Genomic DNA, 21251 nt, shown 5'->3' on the forward strand with positions numbered 1-21251 from the left:
GCAGGGAGCGACCAAAGGCCGCTCCCGTTAGCCGATTAGAAACTGAAGGTTGCCGTGGCGACCACTTGACGTTCTGCCCCCCAGAAACAGCCATAGGTGGCGAAACAGCTAGAGACATACTCTTTATCAAACAGGTTGTTAACGTTAAGCGCAACGGAAGAACCAGGCAGGTTGAAGCGCGCCAAATCATATTTGATCACGGTATTCCACACGGTGTAGTCCGGCACTTTGAAGGTGTTGGCTTCGTCACCATAGGTTGAGCCCGTATAACGTACACCCGCGCCCAGCGTCAGGCCACTCAATGCGGTTTCGTGGAAGGTGTAATCCCCCCACAGCGAGGCCATATGCTTAGGAATGATCGCTGGCGTATTGCCCTGGTTGGTGGTGTCTTCGGTGTATTCAGCATCGGTATAGGTATAGGACGCCAGCAGGTTGACGTTCGCCGTCAGCGCCGCTTTGCCTTCCAACTCTACGCCGCGAGAGCGGATCTCCCCGGTTTGCTGTTGGAACCAACCTTTATCGGCATGCTCAACATCCGTGACCAGGTTATTTGACTTGGTCAATTGGTAGATGGCAATGGTGGCAGAGACGGGGCGATCTTTTGGCATGTACTTCACGCCAGCTTCATACTGTTCGCCTTTGGAAGGCACGAAGGCTTTGCCGTCATAACCTGCGCCCACGTTCGGCTCGAAGGATTGTGCGTAGCTGACATACGGCGAGATGCCGTTGTCGAACAGATAGTTCAGGCCAATACGATTGGTTGACTGGTGGTCTTTCTGCTCGCTATAAGGAACCGTTGCCGTTTCGGTGCGATCTTCGACGGTGCTCTTAGCCCAGTCGTAACGCGTACCGGCCGTCAGGATCCATTGGTTCCACTCGGCCTGTTCCTGCAGGTAAATACCCGTCTGCCGTTGGCCATTGACCTTACTGGTTGGATTTAACGCACCCTTGGTATAATTCCCAAACTGCGGGTTGGCTAGATCCAGTGGACTGGCCACTCCCCAACCGCCCTGAATATCATTGCTCATGCGCATAAAGTCTACGCCAGCCAGCAGCGTATGATCCACGCGGCCAGTGGCAAACTTGGCCTGGCCCTGAGTATCGACGCTGAAGTTATTCAGGCGTTCATCCGAAGCGATATAGTTACGGTTCAGAGTGGTATTGTCGGCGTTTACGCCGGTACCATAGATATTGTTCTGGTTGGTGTGCAGCTGCATATAACGCAGGTTCTGGCGTACGGTCCAGGTATCATCGAAATCATGAGAGAAACTGTAACCAAACATCCGCGTCTGGCGCGAATAGAAGTTACTCTTTTCACCTTCGTTGAAGCTGGTTGGCAGTTTGCCATAAGGCGCGTTGACCACCGTTCCCTGCATCGGCAACCAGCCGTAGTAGCCAAGGTTAGGATCGTTTTGCAGGTAAGAATACAGCGTCAGGTTGGTATGCTCATCGGGCTGCCAACTGAATGAAGGCGCAATGGTATAGCGTTTTTCCTTGGCCATCTCCTGCTGAGCGTCTGCGTCTTTGGCCAACCCGGTCAGGCGGAAGGAATACTTGCCGTCATCATCCAACGCATTGCTGAAATCAAAGCCAGTCTGGAACAGATTATCTGTCCCCATTTTAAATTGGATTTCTTTCAGCGGTTCCGCGGTTGGGCGCTTGCTGATCAGCGAAATAATCCCACCAGGGCTGCTTTTACCGTAAAGCACGGAAGAAGGCCCGCGCAGCACTTCGGCCCGCTCCAGGAAATAAGGATCGATTACCGCTTCGTTAAAATAGTCGCCTTGCAGCTTCAAGCCGTCCAGATAGATATTCTGGTTGACCGAGCCAAAACCACGAATATAAACCGCATCATAGACGTTGGAACTACCACGGCTGCCTACCATTACACCTGGGGTGAAGCCTAACGCTTCTTTCACCGAGGAAGGCTGCATAACGTCCATTTGTTCACGCGTAACCACAGACACCGATTGAGGGGTCTTCACCAGCGGCGTATCCGTTTTGGTGCCGGTCGCGCTGCGTTTCGCCACGATGGTGCCAACTGGGCCCCAAGCGCTTTCCTGTGAAGCACCACCGCTGCCGCCCCCTACCACCGTAATAGTATCAGCATCCGCGGCAGCCGTCGTCTGAGCTGCAACCGCAGGCAAGGTTAGCGAAGCCGCGATTGTGGCAGCCAAAACGCTTACGGGGAACAAGCCTGATTTGGCTGGTGATGTGGAATGACGCTTGGTCGGCATGTCTGGTTTCTCTGATGTGGTTTGATAACGAATGTGAACGATAATAATTATTATAAGCGCGGCATTTTATGCAGAAGGCTAATGGAACTGCAAGCGTATTTCGGGCGTAAAAAGGCTATGGGATTGGTGCGGTAACTGCATTAACCGAGTGGAAATAAAATCAACGCCAAACAGAAGAAAGCCCGTAACAGAACGCTACGGGCTTGATAACAAGGTAAAATCAAATAATAAATACGCTTAACATAACGGCTGGGGTTTATTTGCCAAACATATCTTTAATCCAGCCAGCAACGCCGTCGGCATCTTTCTGTTCGCCGGCTTGCTGCTGTTGAGTTTGTTGCTGCTCGGCCTGGCTTGCCTGGCATAGCCCCTGTGGGTTTTCAGTCCAAACCGGGATGGTGCGCCAACTGCTGCCACCACAGATAAAGTTACCGGCAGAATCAATCCCCATCTGGCTAATGCCTTCCGGTTGTTGCAGCTTCAGCACCAGCGGCGTCTGGTTTTCCAGATAGCGGCGATACAGCGTCAAAGCACCGTTTGCACCCGTCAGTTTGGCCGGGCCGTTATTGTCACGCCCTACCCAGGCAATCGCCACTTCCTTGCCGTCGATACCGGCAAACCAACTGTCACGCAGATCGTTAGTGGTACCGGTTTTAGCGGCCAGGTTGTAATTAGGGAACTTGACCGACAGCGAACGGGAAGTCCCGCGCGCCACACCCTGCTGCATAGCATACAGCGTCAGGTAAGCCGCCTGCGCTGGCACCATACGTTCCGCCTGCGGGAAGCTCTGATACAACGCTGTACCGTCTTCCGCAATCACCGAACGCACGGCAGACAGCGGCGCACGGTTACCCCCGCTGGCGATGGTCTGGTATTCCTGTGCCACTTCCATCGGCGTCAGGCCGATGGCCCCCAGCAACATGGAAGGCACCGGAGTGATCGCCGATTTAGGAATACCCAGTTTTTGCAGGGTAGCGCTGATCTGATCCAGCCCCACCGACATCCCCAGGTTGACCGTTGGCACGTTGAGCGAGTTGGCCAACGCATCCACCAGCATCACCCGACCACGGAACTGGCGATCGTAGTTATTCGGCTGCCACGAGCTGCCGTTCGGCAGTTTGATCGACAACGGCTGATCCGCCAGCCAGGTATTGAGCCGATACTTATCCGGTTCCGACAGCGCGGTCAGATAGGTTGGCGGCTTGGCCAGTGACCCTACCAAACGGCGCGCCTGCAGCGCACGGTTAAAGCCGGCAAACTGAGGATCGGCACCGCCCACCATGGCACGAACCTCTCCGGTAAAGCGATCGACAATCACCATCGCCGCTTCCAGATCGTTCAGATGACGCGCCGCACGCAGCGCCGGAATACCGTCTTCCACCGCCTTCTCGGCCGCATCCTGTGAAACCGGATCCAGCGTAGTGAAGATCTTCACGCCGGAAAGATCGTTAACCTTGTCACCCAGCTTGGCCTGCAACTCCTGACGCACCAGCTGCATAAACGCAGGCTGCGGTGAGATCACCCCACCTTTCGGCTGTACGCCCAGCGGACGAGCGCTCAGCATGTTATACAGCTCAGCGTCGATCACGCCCTGGTTCTGTAACAGCTTGAGCACCAGGTTACGGCGCTCCAGCGCCAACTTTGGGTTACGCCAAGGGTTATACAGCGAGGCCCCTTTCACCATGCCCACCAACAGCGCCTGTTGATCCAGACTCAGTTCATCGACCGGGCGACCAAAGTAGTACAGGCTAGCCAACGGGAAGCCACGGATCTGATCGCTGCCGCTCTGGCCGAGATACACCTCGTTCAGATACAGCTCCAGAATACGGTCTTTGCTATAACGGTAATCCACCAGCAAGGCCATATAGGCTTCGTTAAGCTTACGCCACAGCGAACGCTCGTTGGTCAGGAACAGGTTTTTTACCAGTTGCTGAGTCAAGGTACTGCCGCCCTGCACCGCACGCCCGGCGGTCAGGTTGGCCACCACCGCACGGCCAATGGAGTAGAAGCTGATACCATCATGCTCGTAAAAATGACGATCTTCGGTAGCGATTAGCGTGTCGACCAGCAGATCTGGGAAACCAGAGCGCGGCACAAACAGGCGTTGCTCGCCATTCGGCGATTGCAGCATGGTGATCAGGCGCGGATCGAGGCGGAAGAAGCCAAAGTTACGCTGATTTTCCATGTTGACGATTTTCGCCAGACTATTGTTTTGGAAATCGAGGCGGGCGTGGATCTGGCCTTCTTTGCCATCCGGGAAATCAAACGGGCGGCGCAGCATCTCGATGCTGTTGGCCTGCACGGTAAACTCCCCTGGCCGGGTCATACGGCTGACCTGGCGATATTGCATCCCCTCCAGCAGGGCGACCATTTCCTTTTTGCTATACGGCATGCCCGGCTCAAGGTTAACCATGCGGCCATACACCGCCGCCGGTAACTGCCAGACTTTGCCATCAATGCGGCTACGGATCTGGGAATCCAGATAAACACCGTAGATCGCCAGCAGCACCGCAATCACCAGGAACAGTTTTATCAGCAAGCCGAGCCAACGGCGCTTTTTACGCGGCGACTTCGCTTTTACCTTGGGCGGCATGCGTTGTTCCTCTTCGTCGTCATCGTACTCATCATCGTCATACTCATCCTGATACTCGTCTTCTTCATAATCGTCGTCACGGTGACGACGCGCCGCTTTACGCGGCTGATTACGTTTTGGTTGTTTGCCTTTGCGCCCGATGGGCTCGCGGTCATCCCCAGCCATTGCGGTTCTTCTCCACGCTTGCTGCAATTTATACCCTATGGATTTCAAGCTGCGGCTAGGCGACAAACTATCTCATCCCCAGGAGCTTACTTTTGGGTAAGTGACTGGGGTGAGATAGTGCAGGTAACAACGCTGCAGCTTGAAAGACGACGGGTCCGTTATTTTGTCGCTTAATCTGTGCCTATGCTGTCGGGCTGAACAGAAGAAACATCTGAATTCGTTACTGGTATTTCTTGGTGCGCCTGGTGGGGGCGGTATTGGCCGGATCGTCTGGCCATACGTGCTTGGGATAGCGCCCCTTCATCTCCTTCTGCACCTCGCGGTACGCCCCTTGCCAGAAGCCAGCCAGATCGCCGGTGATCTGCAATGGCCGGTGCGCCGGAGAGAGTAACTCAAGCACCACCGGGATGCGACCCTCAGCCAACATTGGGCTACGCTGTTCGCCAAACATCTCCTGTAAACGCACTGCCAATACCGGCGGTTTATCGGCATCGTAGCGGATCGGCAAGCGGCTACCGGTCGGCACAGCATAATGAGTTGGCAGGGCATTATCCAGCCGTTGCTTTTGCTGCCAGTTTAACCGGCGGGCCAAGGCTTCAGCGATATTGACCTGCTTTAATCCACGCAGATCGCGTACGCCGCTCAATGACGGTAGCAACCAGCTGTCCAGGGTGTCGAGCAACGTATCGTCATCTACCGGCGGCCAGTCGGCCTCTGGCAACCAACGTTGGGCACAGTGTAAACGCAGGCGCAATTGTTCGGCAGCGGTGTCCCAATTAAGTACCGCCAATCCCTGGGCGCGGACCCAATTTATCAGTGCCTGTTGCAGTTCCTCTTCCGCCGGTTTGGTCAGCGGCTGAGCCCGCAGCGTTAAGCGGCCAATCTGTTGGCGCTTCCAGGCCCGCAGGGTGCCCTTTTCTTCATCCCACTCGACGGCGGTCTGGCTGCTGACAATCTCGGGCAACCGAGCGACCAACGCATCAATTTCAATCGGTAACGCCAGCAGGATACGGGCATCCGGGCTGTTATGGCCTTGCAACAGGCTGGGAATAATCAACCAGGGAGCCCTGGAGAGCGCTTCATCCTGAGCCATCGCTGCGCCCAAACCATTGGCCAACAGATAGCGTCCATCCTGCCCACGCCGTTGGGCGATACGATCGGCAAAAGCCTGCGCTAACAGAGGAGCGGCCAGATCGGCATCAGTCTGCCCACTTTTCTGCGGTAAGCGCTTACTCAGTTGCGCCGCCCGGCGTTGCCAATGCGGCTGTGGACGGCTTAGCCAATAACCGATATCCATCTGCCCGCTGCGTGGCGGTTCCTCCAGCAAAGCGGCCAACATCGCCGCCGTGGCTAATCCATCGGGTCCCATCTTGGCACCGGCACACAGCATAGCCGCCAGTCTGGGTTCACACCCCAACCCGGCCATTTGGCGACCAATGGTTGTGAGCTTCTCGCCGTCATCGATAGCTGCCAGTGTATGCAATAAACGGCGAGCGGCGGCTAATGCGGCCAACGGTGGCCGATCGAGCCAGGTAAGTTGATCCACATCCACACAGCCCCATTGCAACAGCTCCAGCCAGAAGCTGGCCAGATCGCTTTGCAGGATCTCCGCTTCAGCATGTTCTGCAGCGCGCTCCGCCTGCTCTTTGGCAAACAGATGCCAGCAAATTCCAGGTTCCAAACGCCCAGCACGCCCGGCGCGTTGGATCATCGAAGCCTGGCTGATGCGCTGGGTAACCAATCGCGTCAGGCCATTACGGACGTCATAACGCGCTACGCGCTCCAGCCCGCTGTCGACGACCAGGCGGATGCCTTCAATGGTCAAGCTGGTTTCCGCAATATTGGTCGCCAACACCACTTTGCGCCGCCCGTGCTGCGCCGGTTGGATCGCCTTTTGCTGCTGTGCCAACGGCAATGCGCCATACAGCGGGCAGAGATCGGTATCCGCTGGCACTTCGCCAATGAGCCGTTCCTGCACGCGATTAATCTCCGCCACGCCGGGTAAGAATAACAACAGCGAACCTGATTGCTCAGCCAACAGGCGCTTCACCGCCGAGGCAACGCCATCCTCCAGCCGTTGGTGACTAGGTAATGGCTGGTACTGCCGTTCAACCGGGTAGCTGCGCCCTTCCGACACCACCACCGGCGCTTGCGGCAGCAGTTGCGACAGCCGCGCATTATCCAGCGTCGCCGACATGATCAGCAGTTTCAGATCGTCACGCAGGCCCTGTTGCACATCCAGCAGCAGGGCCAAGGCCAGATCGGCCTGTAAACTGCGCTCATGGAATTCATCAAGAATAATCAGCGAGACACCCTGCAGTTCGGCGTCCTGCTGCAACATGCGGGTGAGAATGCCCTCGGTCACCACCTCCAGCCTTGTCTGTGGCCCGCTTTTGCTCTCGGCACGCATGCGATAGCCCACGGTCTGGCCCGGTTCTTCAGCCAGCTGTTGCGCCAAGCGATACGCGACGTTTTTTGCCGCCAGCCGCCGTGGCTCCAGCATGATGATACGCCCCGGCAACCCGGCTTTTGCCAGGATCTGCAACGGCAGCCAGGTGGATTTCCCAGCACCGGTGGGGGCATGCAACAACACCTGCGGGGCAGATTGCAGTGCGGCAAGCAGCTCATCAAGAACCGCGCTGACGGGCAGTGAGGACACAAAACTCTCCATGGGGTAGTTAATGGACAGCGCACATTGTAGCATTAGGCTCAGCATTTCATTCATTTACCGGGGTTCCATGTCCAGCTCGCGCCGCCTGTTCTTCGCCTTGTCGCTACCCGATGCCTTGCAGCAGCAGGTGATCCGCTGGCGGGCCGAAGCATTCAAACCCGAAGATGGCCGCCCGGTGGCCGCCGCCAATCTGCATCTGACGCTGGCCTTTCTCGGCGAAGTTAGCGCACAGAAAGAACAGGCACTAAAAACGCAGGCCGGGCGTATCACACAGGCGGGTTTTAGCCTCAATCTGGACGATCTTGGTCACTGGCCGCGCCCCGGAGTGGTATGGTTGGGCAGCAAACGCCCCCCACGCGCGCTGTTACAGTTGGCGGAATTGCTGCGTTCGCAAGCGGCTCGCAGCGGCTGTTATCAAAGCCCGATGCCGTTTCATCCCCATATCACGTTATTACGCGCCGCGACCCAGCCGGTCGCTATTCCTCCTGGCACGCCGGGTTGGCTGTTCAACGCCAGCCATTTCTCACTCTACCAATCGTCGTTTGAACAAGGCCGCACCCGCTATCACGAATTAGCGCAGTGGCCACTCGGCCCACAGGATAAATCATGATTTTTGACCCACCGCTAAAACCGGCCACGCTCATCAAGCGCTACAAACGTTTTCTGGCCGATGTGATCACCCCCGAAGGTGAAACCTTTACCCTGCACTGCGCCAACACCGGCGCCATGACCGGTTGTGCTACGCCAGGAGACACCGTTTGGTACTCCACTTCGGACAATGCCAAACGCAAATATGCCCACAGTTGGGAGCTGACGCATACCCAGGCTGGCGACTGGATCTGCGTCAACACCCTGCGGGCCAACACTCTGGTTCGTGAAGCCATTGAGCAGAATATAATCAGTGAATTATCCGGTTACAGTAAAATCACCGGCGAAGTGAAATATGGCGGCGAAAACAGCCGTATCGATTTGTTATTACAGGCAGAAAATCGGGTTGACTGCTATATTGAAGTGAAGTCAGTCACGCTATTGCAACATCAACAGGGCTACTTCCCCGATGCCGTAACGCTGAGAGGGCAGAAGCATCTGCGTGAGTTGCAAAACGTGGTTGAACAAGGGCAGCGGGCGGTGCTGTTCTTTGCCGTGTTACACAGCGGCATCGATCGGGTCACCCCAGCAAATCATATAGATGAGCATTATGCGGTGCTACTAGCGCAGGTTCAGCAGTTGGGAGTGGAAGTTGTTTGTTACGGGGCAAAATTATCACCTGACGGTATCTCGCTAAGCGCTAAGTTACCGTTTTTTATTGGCTAGCGGTGCCGGGCACAAATAAATCGACAACCGGATATTGCTTCGCCAAATACGCCTTCCTTCACACCATTGTCAAGCAGGCGACAGGAATAATTGCCATCCCTCTTCCCTTCTGTTATTTATAGCGGCCTGTTTTTCCCCCGTATTGGGGATTCGACATACCCTACTAGCATTAAAGGGTATAGTGCGTGTGTATGTAGGAGAAGCAATATGCAAGAAGGGCAAACCCGTAAAACCTCGTCCTTGAGCATTCTCGCCATCGCTGGGGTGGAGCCGTATCAAGAGAAACCGGGCGAAGAGTACATGAACGACGCCCAGTTGACGCATTTCAGGCGCATCCTTGAAGCATGGCGCAACCAACTCAGGGACGAAGTCGACCGTACCGTGTCGCATATGCAAGAAGAGGCAGCCAACTTCCCCGATCCGGCAGACCGTGCCACTCAGGAAGAAGAGTTCAGCCTCGAACTGCGTAACCGTGACCGCGAGCGCAAACTGATCAAAAAGATCGAGAAAACGCTGAAGAAAGTAGAAGACGATGATTTCGGCTTCTGCGAGTCTTGCGGCGTGGAGATTGGCATTCGTCGCCTTGAAGCGCGTCCGACTGCCGATTTGTGCATCGACTGCAAGACGTTGGCCGAAATCCGCGAAAAGCAGATGGCCGGCTAAGCAGTTGTTACCTCCTGCGGCGCGTGCCAATAGCGCGCGCCGCACAGAGTTAAGGGAAGCAATCCCTTCAGATATGCTAGCAAGTCACTATGTGGGGCGCTTTGCCCCATCGCCTTCCGGGGATCTGCATTTCGGTTCGCTGATTGCCGCTCTGGGAAGCTACCTCCAGGCTCGTGCTCAACGCGGGCAATGGCTGGTACGTATTGAAGATATCGACCCTCCGCGCGAAGTCGCCGGAGCTGCCGGGCGTATCTTATCCGCACTTGAACACTATGGTCTCCACTGGGACGGCCAGGTCATCTATCAATCCCAACGCTCTGAAGCTTACCGCGCAACTCTTGATTGGCTGCAACGCCAGGATCTCAGCTATTACTGCACCTGTACCCGCAGCCGCATCCAGCAGATTGGCGGTTTGTACGATGGCCATTGCCGCCAGTTACGGCTTGGCCCGCAGGGTGCCGCAATCCGCTTACGTCAATCAAACCCGGTATATGCCTTCCACGATCGGTTGCAGGGCGAGCTACGGGCCGATCCGGCGCTGGCACAGGAAGATTTCATCATCCGCCGCCGCGATGGCCTGTTTGCCTACAATCTGGCGGTGGTGATCGACGATCATTTTCAAGGCGTGACCGAAATCGTCCGCGGTGCCGATCTGATCGAACCCACGGTGCGCCAGATTGCGCTGTATCAGCAATTGCAGGCACCGGTTCCCGCCTATGTGCATTTGCCGCTGGCGCTGGGGAACAACGGCATTAAACTGTCGAAGCAAAATCATGCCCCCGCCCTGCCCACTGGCGATCCGCGGCCGGTCCTGGTTGCTGCCCTGAAATTTCTGCGTCAACCGCTGCCGGAAAACTGGCAAGATCTTGATCTGCCATTATTATTGAGCTGGGCGGTTGAGCATTGGCAGTTGGCAAATGTGCCACGTCAGCCAGCGATCCCGCCGTGTGAAAACACAACGGCATTCTCAAAACAGCTGGGGTAAGCTATGATTAGCCGCTATTTTTTTGTTAGCGCCATTTTTATCCGTCACTATCGAGGTGTACCATTTTTACCCGAGTAGCCAATTTCTGCCGTAAGGTACTAATCCGCGATGACAAGTTGACCCGCGAAGATGCGCCGGCCAGCGATAAAAACCAAGTCCGCGAAGAAAGCGCGCCTGCAGAACCGTTAGCCACAACGCCACCGCGCTCTACCGAGAGCGGCAGGGAGACACCTGCCCGCCGTCCAGCGCCGCGTAAACGCCCGCCATTTGTAGCCGCAGAGGGAACGCGCTCAATGACCGTTATCCCCCGCGATCAACATGCGATCTCGCGCAAAGATATCAGCGAAAATGCGCTGAAGGTGCTGTATCGTCTGAATAAATCCGGCTATGAAGCCTATCTGGTCGGCGGCGGTGTACGCGATCTGTTGCTCGGCAAAAAGCCGAAAGATTTCGACATCACCACCAACGCCACCCCAGAGCAGGTGCGCAAGTTGTTCCGCAACTGCCGCCTGGTAGGCCGCCGTTTCAGGCTGGCGCACGTGATGTTCGGGCCGGAAATCATCGAAGTCGCCACCTTCCGTGGCCACCACGAGCAGAGTCAGGAATCTGACAAGAACTCTTCCCAGCAGGCCCAGAACGGCATGCTGCTGCGCGATAACATCTTCGGCACCATCGAAGACGATGCCCAGCGCCGCGATTTTACCATCAACAGCCTGTATTACGGCGTAGCCGACTTTGCCCTGCGTGATTACGTTGGGGGCCTGCGCGATCTGCAACAGGGCGTGATACGCCTGATCGGCGATCCGGAAACCCGCTACCGCGAAGATCCTGTGCGCATGCTGCGCGCGGTGCGCTTTGCCGCCAAGCTGGATATGACCATCAGCGAAGAAACCGCCGAGCCTATCCCACGCCTGGCCTCCCTGCTGCACGAAATCCCACCGGCTCGCCTGTTTGAAGAGGCGCTGAAGCTGCTGCAAACGGGTTACGGCTACCAGACCTACCTGAAGCTGTGTGAATATCAGCTGTTCCAGCCGCTGTTCCCGTTGATTGCGCGCAACTTCACGCCAAATCACGACACGCCGATGGAGCGCATTCTGGAGCAGGTATTGAAAAATACCGATCACCGCCTGCAAAACGACAAGCGCGTCAACCCGGCGTTCCTGTTTGCCGCCATGCTGTGGTACCCACTGCTGGAGCACGCACAGAAACTGGCGCAGGAAAGCGGCCTGGCCTATTACGACGCCTTTGCCCTGGCCATGAACGATGTGCTGGACGAAGAGTGCCGTTCACTGGCAATCCCCAAACGAATCACTACACTGGTACGTGACATCTGGCAACTGCAGTTACGCCTGTCCCGTCGCCAGGGCAAGCGTGCACACAAGCTGATGGAACACCCTAAATTCCGTGCGGCGTATGATTTGCTGGCACTGCGTGCCGAAGTGGAAAACAACCCGGAGATGCTGCGTCTTGCCGAATGGTGGGATGAGTTCCAGGTGGCCACCGCGGCCCGCCAGAAAAACATGTTGAGCACGCTAGGCGAAGATCCGGCACCGCGTCGGGCTCGTCAGCGCCGCCCACGCCGCAGGACTCCGAATAACGAAGGAGCATAATGATCCGCGTTTATATCGCGCTGGGTAGCAATCTGGCGCAACCTTTGCAACAGGTGAATACCGCGCTGGAGGCGTTGGAGCATATTCCACGCACCCGCCTGATCGTTTGCTCACCGCTGTACCGCACCAAACCGCTGGGGCCACAGAACCAGCCGGATTATCTCAACGCGGTGGTGGCACTGGATACTCAGTTGCCACCGGAACAGCTGCTCGATCACACCCAGGCGATAGAACGTAATCAGGGCCGAGTGCGCAAAGATGAGCGCTGGGGCCCTCGTACGCTGGATCTGGATATGATGCTGTACGGCGATCTGGTGATCGACACCGAGCGTCTCACCGTGCCCCATTACGGCCTGAAACAACGTGAATTTATGCTCTACCCGTTGGCGGATATCGCTCCGGACCTGGTTTTCCCAGACGGTGAAACCCTGGCGGAGTGCCTGCAACGTGTGCCAAAAAACGGCATGACGCTGTGGCATCAGCCCAAGGCTTGAATACCGCCCCCAGACAAGGTTAACGTCGCGATAAACCCACCCTCCTGCCGATTGGCAAAGCTGATACGTAATCCATGCAGGCTGGCAATACGCTGCACAATAGACAAGCCCAGTCCGCTTCCCACCTGTTCCTGCCCCGGTGGGCGATAAAAGCGCTCACCCAGTCTTTCCAGATGCTCAGCCGTGACGCCAGGGCCGTCGTCCTCTACCGTCAGTTGCCGCTGGCTGAGCGTGACCGTGACCGTGCCACCGGCCGGAGTGTAACGTACCGCATTGTCTACCAGATTGCGCACCAACAGCGATAACAGCAGCGACTGGCCGGATAATGCGGGAGGTTCGCCCTGCTGCTGGTAACACAGCGTGATCCCGGAGGTATGAGCCTGTCGATCCAGCTCCGCCAAGGTCATCGGCACCAGTTGGCTCCAGTCGACCAAGGCCAGACCGTGCAAATCGGCGAGCGAGTCCAGCCGGGATAAGGTGAGCAGTTGATCCACCAGGCGCGTGGCTCGATCGATACCCACCGTCAGGTTATTCACCGCATGTTCACGCATGGGCACATCGTCGCCCGCCAGTTGCACCACCTCGGTCTGCACCCGCAATGCCGCCAATGGGCTACGCAACTCATGGGCTGCATCCGAAGTAAACCGCCGCTCACGCACCAGCAGGCTATTAATGCGCGTAAACAGCGTATTCAGCGCTTCCACCAGCGGACGCACCTCACTGGGTACCTGGTGTGCATTCAGCGGCGTAGCGTCGTCTGGGGCTCGTTTACGCAGGCTGGCGGCCACCTCACGTAACGGTCTTAGCTCGCGGCCAACCATCAGGGCGATCAACAACATCAGGATCGGCAACGTCACCAGCCAGGGCAGCAGCTGCCCCATCACCAATCCCAACGCCATATCCTGCCGATAATCCCATTCCTGGCCGACCACAATGCGGTAGCGTCCATCCGGGCTGGTGAGCCATAGCAAGCGCCAGCTGTCGCTATCTCCTTTGCGTTGGCCATCGACAAACCCTTGCCGATCGCCGTCAAACAGGAAATCCTCACCATTTTCACCGTCGTTGAGCAGCATGCGCCCATCGTGGGAAAAGATAGCGAACGCCAACGCATCATCGTCCTGCTCACCACGTTTGCCGTGGTTCAGCATCTTCTTGGTTTTTGGCAGGCTGCGCACTTGCTGATTAGCCAGCAAATCCCCCAGATCGGCGGTCGCCAGCCGTTTGGCAAACAGCATCTGTTGGGTGTCGAACACTTCGTTGATATTGTGGCGCGTCATCATCCACGCCACCACGCTGGCGGAACACCAGGTCAGCAATGCCAGCAGGCTGAAGATCAGGATCAACCGCAACCGCAAACTCAATGATTTCACGGCTCATCCCCCAGCGTGTAACCCACGCCATGTACGGTGCGGATAAAGCCGTTACCCAGCTTGCGCCGCAGATGATGGATGTGAACCTCAACCGCGTTACTGCTCACATCATCATCCCAGTTATACAGTTTTTCCTGGATCAGCGGCCGTGCCAGCACGCGCCCCTTGTTGTGCAGAAACAGTTCCAGCACCGCCAGTTCGCGCGGGGTCAGCGTCACGGGCTCACCGTTGCAGCTCACGCTGCGGGATGAGGCATCAAACACCAGCTTGCCGTGGACCAGTTGAGGCGTCAGTTGCCCATGGCGGCGGCGGATCAACGCCTGTAAACGCGCGGCAACCTCCGTCAGGGCAAACGGCTTGCACAGATAGTCATCGGCTCCGCTCTGCAACCCGTTGACACGCTGTTCCAACGCGTCACGCGCGGTCAGGATCAGTACCGGCACATCCTGCCCGGCCTGACGCCACTGGCGCAGCAAATCCAACCCGTCCAATCCCGGCAAGCTGAGATCGAGGATCACCGCATCATAAGGTGCACTGTCCAGGGCGTTCTTACCGACGATGCCATCAGTGAACCAGTCGAGGGTAAATCCCAGCTTGGTCAAGCCCGCCTTGATGCCATCACCGATCAGTTTATCGTCTTCAATCAACAGAATTCTCATGTGCTCTCCCTTTGGACAGACCATTACATCATAAGCTTCTTAAGAACATCTTAACCATCAGCATCGGAGCTACCCACCCCTGAAGGGTTACAGTAGAATGACAACACTTTTTACCACCGTGCTACAAATCCAGGCCGCGCGGTTACTGCAGGAGACGTTGTGATGAAACCTACCACCCTGAGCCATTTACGCCAGTGGAAGCAGGAGCAGCGCAAGTTTGCGACTATTACCGCCTACGATGCCAGCTTTGCCCAGCTGTTTGAAGAACAAGGTATTAAAGTATTGCTGGTCGGCGACTCGCTGGGGATGACGCTGCAAGGGCATGACTCAACGCTGCCGGTAACCGTGGCCGACGTGGCTTACCATACCCGCGCGGTACGCCGTGGGGCACCAGCCAGCCTGCTGTTGGCCGACCTGCCTTTCATGAGTTACGCCACGCCTGAGCTTGCCTGCCAAAGCGCGGCCGAGGTGATGCGCGCTGGGGCCAACATGGTCAAAATAGAAGGCGGCAGTTGGCTCTGCGAAACGGTGAAAATGCTCACGGAGCGCGCCGTCCCCGTCTGCGGCCATCTTGGCCTCACGCCGCAATCCGTCAATGTATTTGGCGGCTACAAGGTACAGGGGCGCGACGAGTTGGCGGCCAAGCAACTGCTGATCGACGCCCAGAATCTGGAGCTGGCCGGTATGCAGTTGCTGGTGCTGGAGTGCGTACCGACCGAACTGGCCCGCCAGGTTACTGAAGCCTTGTCGATCCCGGTGATCGGTATTGGTGCCGGCAATGCTACCGATGGCCAGATCCTGGTAATGCATGACGCCTTGGGGATCACCGGCGGCCATACCCCTAAATTTGCCAAAAACTTTCTGGCGCAGGGCGGCGATATTCGCGGCGCCGTGCAGCTGTATATTCGGGAAGTCGAGCAAGGTATTTATCCCGACGAAGCGCACTCGTTCAACTGAGTGACCGGCCACGATTGATAGCTAACTAGCTTATCCCTCGGTACTTCACACCGAGGGGGCACCGAGGAGTTATGGAATGGTAATTATCGAAACCCTGCCACTGCTGCGCCAACAGATCCGCCGCTGGCGGCAAGAGGGCAAACGCGTTGCGCTGGTGCCCACCATGGGCAATCTGCATGAAGGCCATATGACGCTGGTGGAAGAAGCCCGCGCCCGTGCCGACGTGGTAGTAGTGAGCATTTTCGTTAACCCGCTGCAGTTCGAACGTGCAGACGATCTGGAGCGCTATCCGCGCACCTTGCAGGAAGACTGTGAAAAGCTCAATCGCCGTAATGTCGAGCTGATCTTCGCCCCTGCCCCGGCCGAAATTTACCCCAAAGGGCTGGAAGAACATACCAGCGTTGACGTACCGGTGATCTCCACCATGTTGGAAGGCGCCAGCCGTCCGGGCCACTTCCGCGGTGTCTCCACCATCGTCAGCAAACTGTTCAATCTGATCCAGCCGGATCTGGCCTGCTTTGGCGAGAAGGATTATCAGCAGTTGGCGTTGATCCGCAAGATGGTGGCGGATATGGGCTATGACATTGATATCGTTGGCGTGCCGACGGTGCGAGCTAAAGACGGGCTGGCGCTAAGCTCCCGCAACGGCTATCTCACCGCAGAAGAACGCAAGATCGCGCCACAGTTGAGCAAAATCATGAACGCCCTGGCAGAACAACTCGGCAACGGCGAACGCCACATCGAAGAGTTGCTGGCGCAGACGGCCGAAAAGCTGCGCGCAGCAGGTTTCACCCCAGACGAGCTGTTTATTCGCGATGCAGACACGCTGCAACCGCTGGGCGTAGAAAGCCGCCGTGCCGTAGTGCTGATGGCCGCCTGGTTGGGCAAAGCCCGCCTGATCGATAATCAGCAGGTCGATCTGACGCAGTAAGCCCTTTATTGTACAGTCGTTGCCGTTTTTACCCGGTTGGCGGTAGACTGGCCGGGTTTTCGGTGACGAAAAATAGTGCAAGGAAGCAGTTCTTCTTCAGCCGCCTGAAAAGGCCGATATTCAGTTAGGTAACGCTATGATACGTACTATGTTGCAAGGCAAGCTGCATCGGGTAAAAGTGACTCAGGCTGACTTGCACTACGAAGGCTCCTGCGCCATTGACCAGGATTTTCTGGAAGCCGCCGGGATCCTGGAATATGAAGCGATCGATATTTACAACGTGGATAACGGCCAACGTTTCTCCACCTATGCCATCGCCGCCGAACGCGGTTCGCGCATTATTTCGGTCAACGGTGCGGCCGCCCGCTGTGCCTGCGTGGGTGACAAACTGATCATCTGTTCTTACGTGCAGATGAGCGATGCCGATGCCCGCCAACACCACCCTAAAGTCGCCTACTTCGAAGGTGACAACCACTTGCAACGCAAGGCGAAAGCCGTCCCCGTTCAGGTTGCCTAAAAAATCGGGCGCTTTAAGCGCCCGTCTTCTCTCTATTCTGCTACCGTCACGCCCGGTAACGCACCTGACTTGTTGGCTATCCGCTCCGCCATGGTGGGGATGGAGTCGGTACGCAGGATATACAGCCGTTTTAAAGTATAAGGATTATCACCCGGTTTCACTTTCCCCTGCACCGTGGTCACGGCTAAATGCAGCCCGGCATCTTTTGCCGCCTGGATCGCCTTTTGGTTATAACCACCAAAGGGATAGGAAAGGTACAGCACATGCGGATTAAACTGCTCTAACGCCCGTCTTGAACGCTCAAAGTCGAATTCGATATTGTGCAGTGAACGGCTGAGCAGGATCGGCCGACGGTTGCCATCGGTACGATGTAGGAAATGGGTGTGTGACTGGATATCAAACACATCCTGGATCGCTTTCAGCTCTGAAATGCTCATAAACTGCAGCGAATCCGGGTTCCATTTCTGCGGATGACGTTTAATACGTGAAGAAATGATAAACGCCGTAGCGCGGAAACCGTAATCCTTCAGTACCGGATACGCATAGCGATAAACCGACTTCAACCCGTCATCAAAGGTCAGCACCACCACTTTGCCCGGCAGGTTGATTTGATTATTCAGGTAGGCTTCCAGCTGATACATCGAGATGGTGTCATAACCCGTCTGCTTCAAATAGGTCATCTGGTTGCTGAAGGCCACGTCCGAGGTGGTGGTTGAGGTATTACGGAAACGTTTGTTCTCTTCATTTTTCAGCAGGTGGTGATAGGTCAGCACCGGAATGCCGTTGTCGACTTCGCAGTCCAACTCACTGACAAATCCCAGACGATCGCCGATATTGACCTCGTACCAGGTATTATTCAGCCGATCTTTCAGCTTGCCGATAATCGGATAGCGCAGGTTCTCTTCCAGTACGCCAAAAATTTCACTTTTGTTATCCGCCGCCGTGTAGACGTTAATTGCGCGCTGGGTGATCAGATTCTGATTGGTCAGCGGTTTGTTCAGATCCCCCAGGTCGTCCTTCACCTTACGGGTTTTGCTGATGGCGCGAACGTCGTTTTTATCAATAAAGCCGGTGCCATAGCCAAACTTAAGCTCGTAATATTCCGCATCCGCCGGGAACATCTGGATCAATTGCCCTTTTTTCACTTCACCGACCGGGATCACATGCTCACCGATCAACGAATAAACCTCGCTGTTACGCTGCACTTCCATGTATTGGGCTTGAACAGCGCTGTCTTCTGACAGTAAATCCGCCAACGCCGCCGGAGCCAACAACGACATAACAATGCCGAGTAGCCCTGCTGCTATCTTATGTTGAGGCTGCATGGTTTGTTCTGCTTACGAGTGCGTCATGAAAAAATGAAAAAAATGTGGAGCGCCAGCATAGCACGATTTAAATCGCCGGGAGAAAGGGCTTATTGCCTTAATTCTATAGATTTAGATGATGTATGTGCTAAATCAATAAACTCCCTCCCCCGGCAACGGAGGAGGGAAATGACATCAGGAACGCAAGCCGCGGCCACGCTCAATCAGATACCAGGCCAGCCCGTAGAACACCACAATGAACGCCACCAGCACCAGCATGGTCAGCGCTAACGGCACGTCGGAAATGCCCAGGAAACCGAAGCGGAAACCGCTGATCATGTAGACGATCGGATTCAGTTTGGAGACCGCCTGCCAGAACGGCGGTAACAGCGTCAACGAGTAAAATACCCCGCCCAGATAGGTCAGCGGCGTCAGCACAAAGGTCGGGATCAGGCTGATATCGTCAAAGGTGTTGGCAAAGACGGCATTAAGCAAACCGCCTAGCGAGAACAGGATCGCCGTCAATAGCAGCGTCACCGCGATCACCCACCAGGAATGGACCACCAGCGGAACGAAGAACAGCGAGATCACCGTCACCAGGATCCCCACACAGATACCACGCGCCACGCCACCGCCAACATAACCGGCAATCACCACGTGCGTCGGTACCGGTGCCACCAGCAGCTCTTCAATATTGCGCTGGAACTTGGCACTAAAGAATGATGCCGCCACGTTGGCGTAGGAGTTGGTAATCACCGCCATCATGATCAGGCCCGGCACGATAAACTGCATATAATCAAAACCGTGCATCTCACCAATACGCGACCCAATCAGGTTGCCAAAGATGATGAAATACAGGGTCATGGTGATCACAGGCGGTACCAGCGTCTGGATCCAGATGCGGGCGAAGCGGTTGATCTCTTTGGCCCAGATGCTTTTCAAGGCCACCCAATACAAATGCATCATGCTTGTTCTCCATTGCCGTTCACCAGGTTGACGAACAGCTCTTCCAGCCGATTGGCCTTGTTACGCATACTCAGGACCTGGATCCCCTGCGCGCTCAGTTGGGTGAACAGACCGTTCAGACCTTGCTCACGCATCACTTCCACTTCCAGCGTGGAGGTGTCCGTCAAACGGCTGTTGTAACCCTCAAGATGGGGCAATGGACTTTTCGCCGCCAGATCGAGGATAAAGGTTTCGGACTTCAGCTTGGCCAACAGCCCCTTCATCGAGGTGTTTTCTACCAGCTCACCGTTCTGGATGATGCCGATATTGCGGCACAGCATTTCTGCTTCCTCCAGATAGTGTGTGGTCAGGATAATGGTGGTGCCCTGGGCGTTCAGCTCTTTGAGGAAGCCCCACATCGAGCGACGCAACTCGATATCCACCCCGGCTGTCGGTTCGTCGAGGATCAGCAGTTTGGGCTGATGCATCAGCGCACGGGCAATCATCAGGCGGCGTTTCATCCCGCCAGACAGCATACGCGCCCGCTCGTTACGTTTACCCCAAAGATCGAGCTGATTGAGGTACTTTTCTGCCCGCGCCATCGCCTCGCGGCGTTCCACGCCATAATATCCCGCCTGGTTGACCACAATCTGCAGCACGGTTTCAAACGGGTTAAAGTTGAATTCCTGCGGCACCAGCCCGAGCTGGCGCTTGGCATTAACGATATCCTTATCGATATCGTAGCCAAACACTCGCACCGTGCCCGCCGTCTTGTTGACCAGTGAACTGATAATGCCGATGGTGGTGGATTTCCCGGCGCCGTTCGGCCCGAGCAGGGCATAAAAGTCCCCCGCCTCCACGTTCAGATTGATACCGCGCAATGCCTTGACGCCACCCGCATAGGTTTTGGTCAGCTGCGCTATTTCCAGTGCATAATTCATAAGTTATGAGAGTACCTTTTGATGGAGTTGGCTGCCGAACTTATCTAAGAGGGAGTTTATCATCAGCGGCCAGATTACCGAGTTGAATCCGTGCGAATACCAGAGGGCAGAAAATTGCTTAACTGTTCCGATTTCCAAATTGTGACGCTTGCCATATATTACATCAACGCAATTCGTTCATAACAGGCCAATAACCGCCATGCAAGAAATCGAAAGGCTTATCGCCAACAACCAAGCCTGGTCCGCTAACATCAACAAGGAAGATCCCGGCTTCTTTGAACGTTTGGCTCAAGCGCAAAAACCGCGATTCTTGTGGATCGGCTGCTCAGATAGCCGCGTGCCCGCCGAACGCCTGACCGGCCTGGAGCCGGGTGAGCTGTTCGTTCACCGTAACGTCGCCAATCTGGTGATCCATACCGATTTGAACTGCCTGTCAGTGGTGCAGTATGCCGTCGACGTGCTGGAGGTGGAACATATCATTATCTGTGGTCACCTGGGCTGCGGTGGGGTAGAAGCGGCTGTAGAGAACCCGGAACTGGGGTTGATCAACAACTGGCTGCTGCACATTCGCGATCTATGGTACAAGCACAGTTCCCTGCTCGGCGAGTTGGAACCGGAACAACGTCTGGATGTACTGTGCGAGATCAACGTCATTGAGCAGGTATATAACCTGGGCCACTCAACCATCATGCAGTCTGCCTGGAAACGCGGCCAGAAAGTGATGGTCCACGGGTGGGTATACGGGATCCAGGACGGTCGTCTGCACGATCTGGAAGTCACCGCCACCAGCCGTGAGAGCCTGGAGATGGGCTACCGCAAAGCGATAGCCACACTCAAACAGGAGAAAGGCCTGTTCTAGCGCCAGATCGGGGTTCCGCGCCTAGCTGAACCCCGG

Annotated in this window: 18 protein-coding genes; 10 read left to right on the forward strand and 8 right to left on the reverse strand. The window is 56.0% G+C overall.

Features of this window, described 5'->3' with window-relative positions; translation table 11 throughout:
* Nucleotides 1–35: 35 nt before the first annotated feature.
* The 3 genes from fhuA to hrpB form a co-directional block, all read right to left on the reverse strand.
* Nucleotides 36–2237 carry a ferrichrome porin FhuA gene (gene fhuA, locus ACMV5H_RS00365; RefSeq protein WP_115159302.1) on the reverse strand — a complete coding sequence of 734 codons (2202 nt, stop codon included), beginning with the start codon at nt 2235–2237 and terminating at the stop codon, nt 36–38.
* A gap of 256 nt (nt 2238–2493) precedes the next feature.
* The gene (gene mrcB / locus ACMV5H_RS00370; RefSeq protein WP_021179746.1) at nt 2494–4995 is read right to left on the reverse strand and encodes a bifunctional glycosyl transferase/transpeptidase; all 2502 of its coding nucleotides are present in this window, start codon (nt 4993–4995) and stop codon (nt 2494–2496) included.
* A 220-nt stretch (nt 4996–5215) separates the two neighbouring features.
* On the reverse strand, nt 5216–7666 hold the full coding sequence (gene hrpB / locus ACMV5H_RS00375; protein WP_414821364.1) for an ATP-dependent helicase HrpB: 2451 nt from the start codon (nt 7664–7666) through the stop codon (nt 5216–5218).
* Nucleotides 7667–7733: 67 nt separating this feature from the next.
* On the opposite strand from hrpB, the gene thpR reads away from it, so the two are divergent.
* From thpR to folK, 6 genes are all read left to right on the forward strand, one after another.
* Nucleotides 7734–8276 carry an RNA 2',3'-cyclic phosphodiesterase gene (gene thpR / locus ACMV5H_RS00380; RefSeq protein WP_094981457.1) on the forward strand — a complete coding sequence of 181 codons (543 nt, stop codon included), beginning with the start codon at nt 7734–7736 and terminating at the stop codon, nt 8274–8276.
* Nucleotides 8273–8980: a DNA/RNA nuclease SfsA gene (gene sfsA, locus ACMV5H_RS00385; protein ID WP_021806247.1), complete on the forward strand. Its 708-nt coding sequence runs from the start codon at nt 8273–8275 to the stop codon at nt 8978–8980. The genes thpR and sfsA overlap by 4 nt, the downstream gene beginning before the upstream one ends.
* A gap of 207 nt (nt 8981–9187) precedes the next feature.
* Nucleotides 9188–9643, forward strand: a complete 456-nt coding sequence (gene dksA, locus ACMV5H_RS00390) for an RNA polymerase-binding protein DksA (protein ID WP_021179742.1) — start codon at nt 9188–9190, stop codon at nt 9641–9643.
* Nucleotides 9644–9716: 73 nt separating this feature from the next.
* Nucleotides 9717–10628, forward strand: a complete 912-nt coding sequence (gene gluQRS / locus ACMV5H_RS00395) for a tRNA glutamyl-Q(34) synthetase GluQRS (protein WP_094981455.1) — start codon at nt 9717–9719, stop codon at nt 10626–10628.
* 293 nt (nt 10629–10921) lie between these two features.
* Nucleotides 10922–12238 (forward strand): polynucleotide adenylyltransferase PcnB, encoded by a 1317-nt coding sequence (gene pcnB, locus ACMV5H_RS00400; protein ID WP_021806249.1) that lies wholly within the window; start codon nt 10922–10924, stop codon nt 12236–12238.
* Nucleotides 12238–12732: a 2-amino-4-hydroxy-6-hydroxymethyldihydropteridine diphosphokinase gene (folK, locus tag ACMV5H_RS00405; protein ID WP_021179739.1), complete on the forward strand. Its 495-nt coding sequence runs from the start codon at nt 12238–12240 to the stop codon at nt 12730–12732. The genes pcnB and folK overlap by 1 nt, the downstream gene beginning before the upstream one ends.
* Here folK and qseC read toward each other — a convergent pair.
* Together qseC and qseB are read right to left on the reverse strand one after the other, a co-directional pair.
* Nucleotides 12717–14102 carry a quorum sensing histidine kinase QseC gene (gene qseC, locus ACMV5H_RS00410; RefSeq protein WP_115159304.1) on the reverse strand — a complete coding sequence of 462 codons (1386 nt, stop codon included), beginning with the start codon at nt 14100–14102 and terminating at the stop codon, nt 12717–12719. The two genes, folK and qseC, sit on opposite strands and share 16 nt — an antisense overlap.
* A complete protein-coding gene (gene qseB, locus ACMV5H_RS00415; protein ID WP_115159305.1) occupies nt 14099–14761 on the reverse strand; it encodes a quorum sensing response regulator transcription factor QseB in 663 nt (220 codons plus the stop codon). The genes qseC and qseB overlap by 4 nt, the downstream gene beginning before the upstream one ends.
* A gap of 162 nt (nt 14762–14923) precedes the next feature.
* On the opposite strand from qseB, the gene panB reads away from it, so the two are divergent.
* The 3 genes from panB to panD all read left to right on the forward strand — a co-directional run bounded on the left by panB (nt 14924) and on the right by panD (nt 17166).
* Nucleotides 14924–15718: a 3-methyl-2-oxobutanoate hydroxymethyltransferase gene (gene panB, locus ACMV5H_RS00420; protein WP_021806252.1), complete on the forward strand. Its 795-nt coding sequence runs from the start codon at nt 14924–14926 to the stop codon at nt 15716–15718.
* Between the two features lie 76 nt (nt 15719–15794).
* The gene (panC, locus tag ACMV5H_RS00425; RefSeq protein WP_024484347.1) at nt 15795–16649 is read left to right on the forward strand and encodes a pantoate--beta-alanine ligase; all 855 of its coding nucleotides are present in this window, start codon (nt 15795–15797) and stop codon (nt 16647–16649) included.
* 136 nt (nt 16650–16785) lie between these two features.
* On the forward strand, nt 16786–17166 hold the full coding sequence (gene panD, locus ACMV5H_RS00430; protein WP_024484346.1) for an aspartate 1-decarboxylase: 381 nt from the start codon (nt 16786–16788) through the stop codon (nt 17164–17166).
* 32 nt (nt 17167–17198) lie between these two features.
* Here panD and ACMV5H_RS00435 read toward each other — a convergent pair whose 3' ends face one another.
* The 3 genes from ACMV5H_RS00435 to ACMV5H_RS00445 form a co-directional block, all read right to left on the reverse strand.
* Nucleotides 17199–18491, reverse strand: a complete 1293-nt coding sequence (locus ACMV5H_RS00435) for a polysaccharide deacetylase family protein (protein WP_115159306.1) — start codon at nt 18489–18491, stop codon at nt 17199–17201.
* A gap of 174 nt (nt 18492–18665) precedes the next feature.
* Nucleotides 18666–19436: an ABC transporter permease gene (locus ACMV5H_RS00440; RefSeq protein ID WP_021179732.1), complete on the reverse strand. Its 771-nt coding sequence runs from the start codon at nt 19434–19436 to the stop codon at nt 18666–18668.
* Entirely contained in the window at nt 19433–20356 is a 924-nt protein-coding gene (locus ACMV5H_RS00445; RefSeq protein WP_021806255.1) for an ABC transporter ATP-binding protein, read from the reverse strand. Before ACMV5H_RS00445 ends, ACMV5H_RS00440 begins: the two co-directional genes overlap by 4 nt.
* A gap of 199 nt (nt 20357–20555) precedes the next feature.
* Between ACMV5H_RS00445 and can the strand changes: the two genes are divergently transcribed.
* On the forward strand, nt 20556–21215 hold the full coding sequence (can, locus tag ACMV5H_RS00450; RefSeq protein ID WP_021179730.1) for a carbonate dehydratase: 660 nt from the start codon (nt 20556–20558) through the stop codon (nt 21213–21215).
* The last annotated feature ends 36 nt before the right edge of the window (nt 21216–21251 follow it).

It is taken from the genome of Serratia sp. N21D137 (assembly GCF_047530005.1).
Lineage (GTDB): Bacteria > Pseudomonadota > Gammaproteobacteria > Enterobacterales > Enterobacteriaceae > Chania > Chania fonticola_B.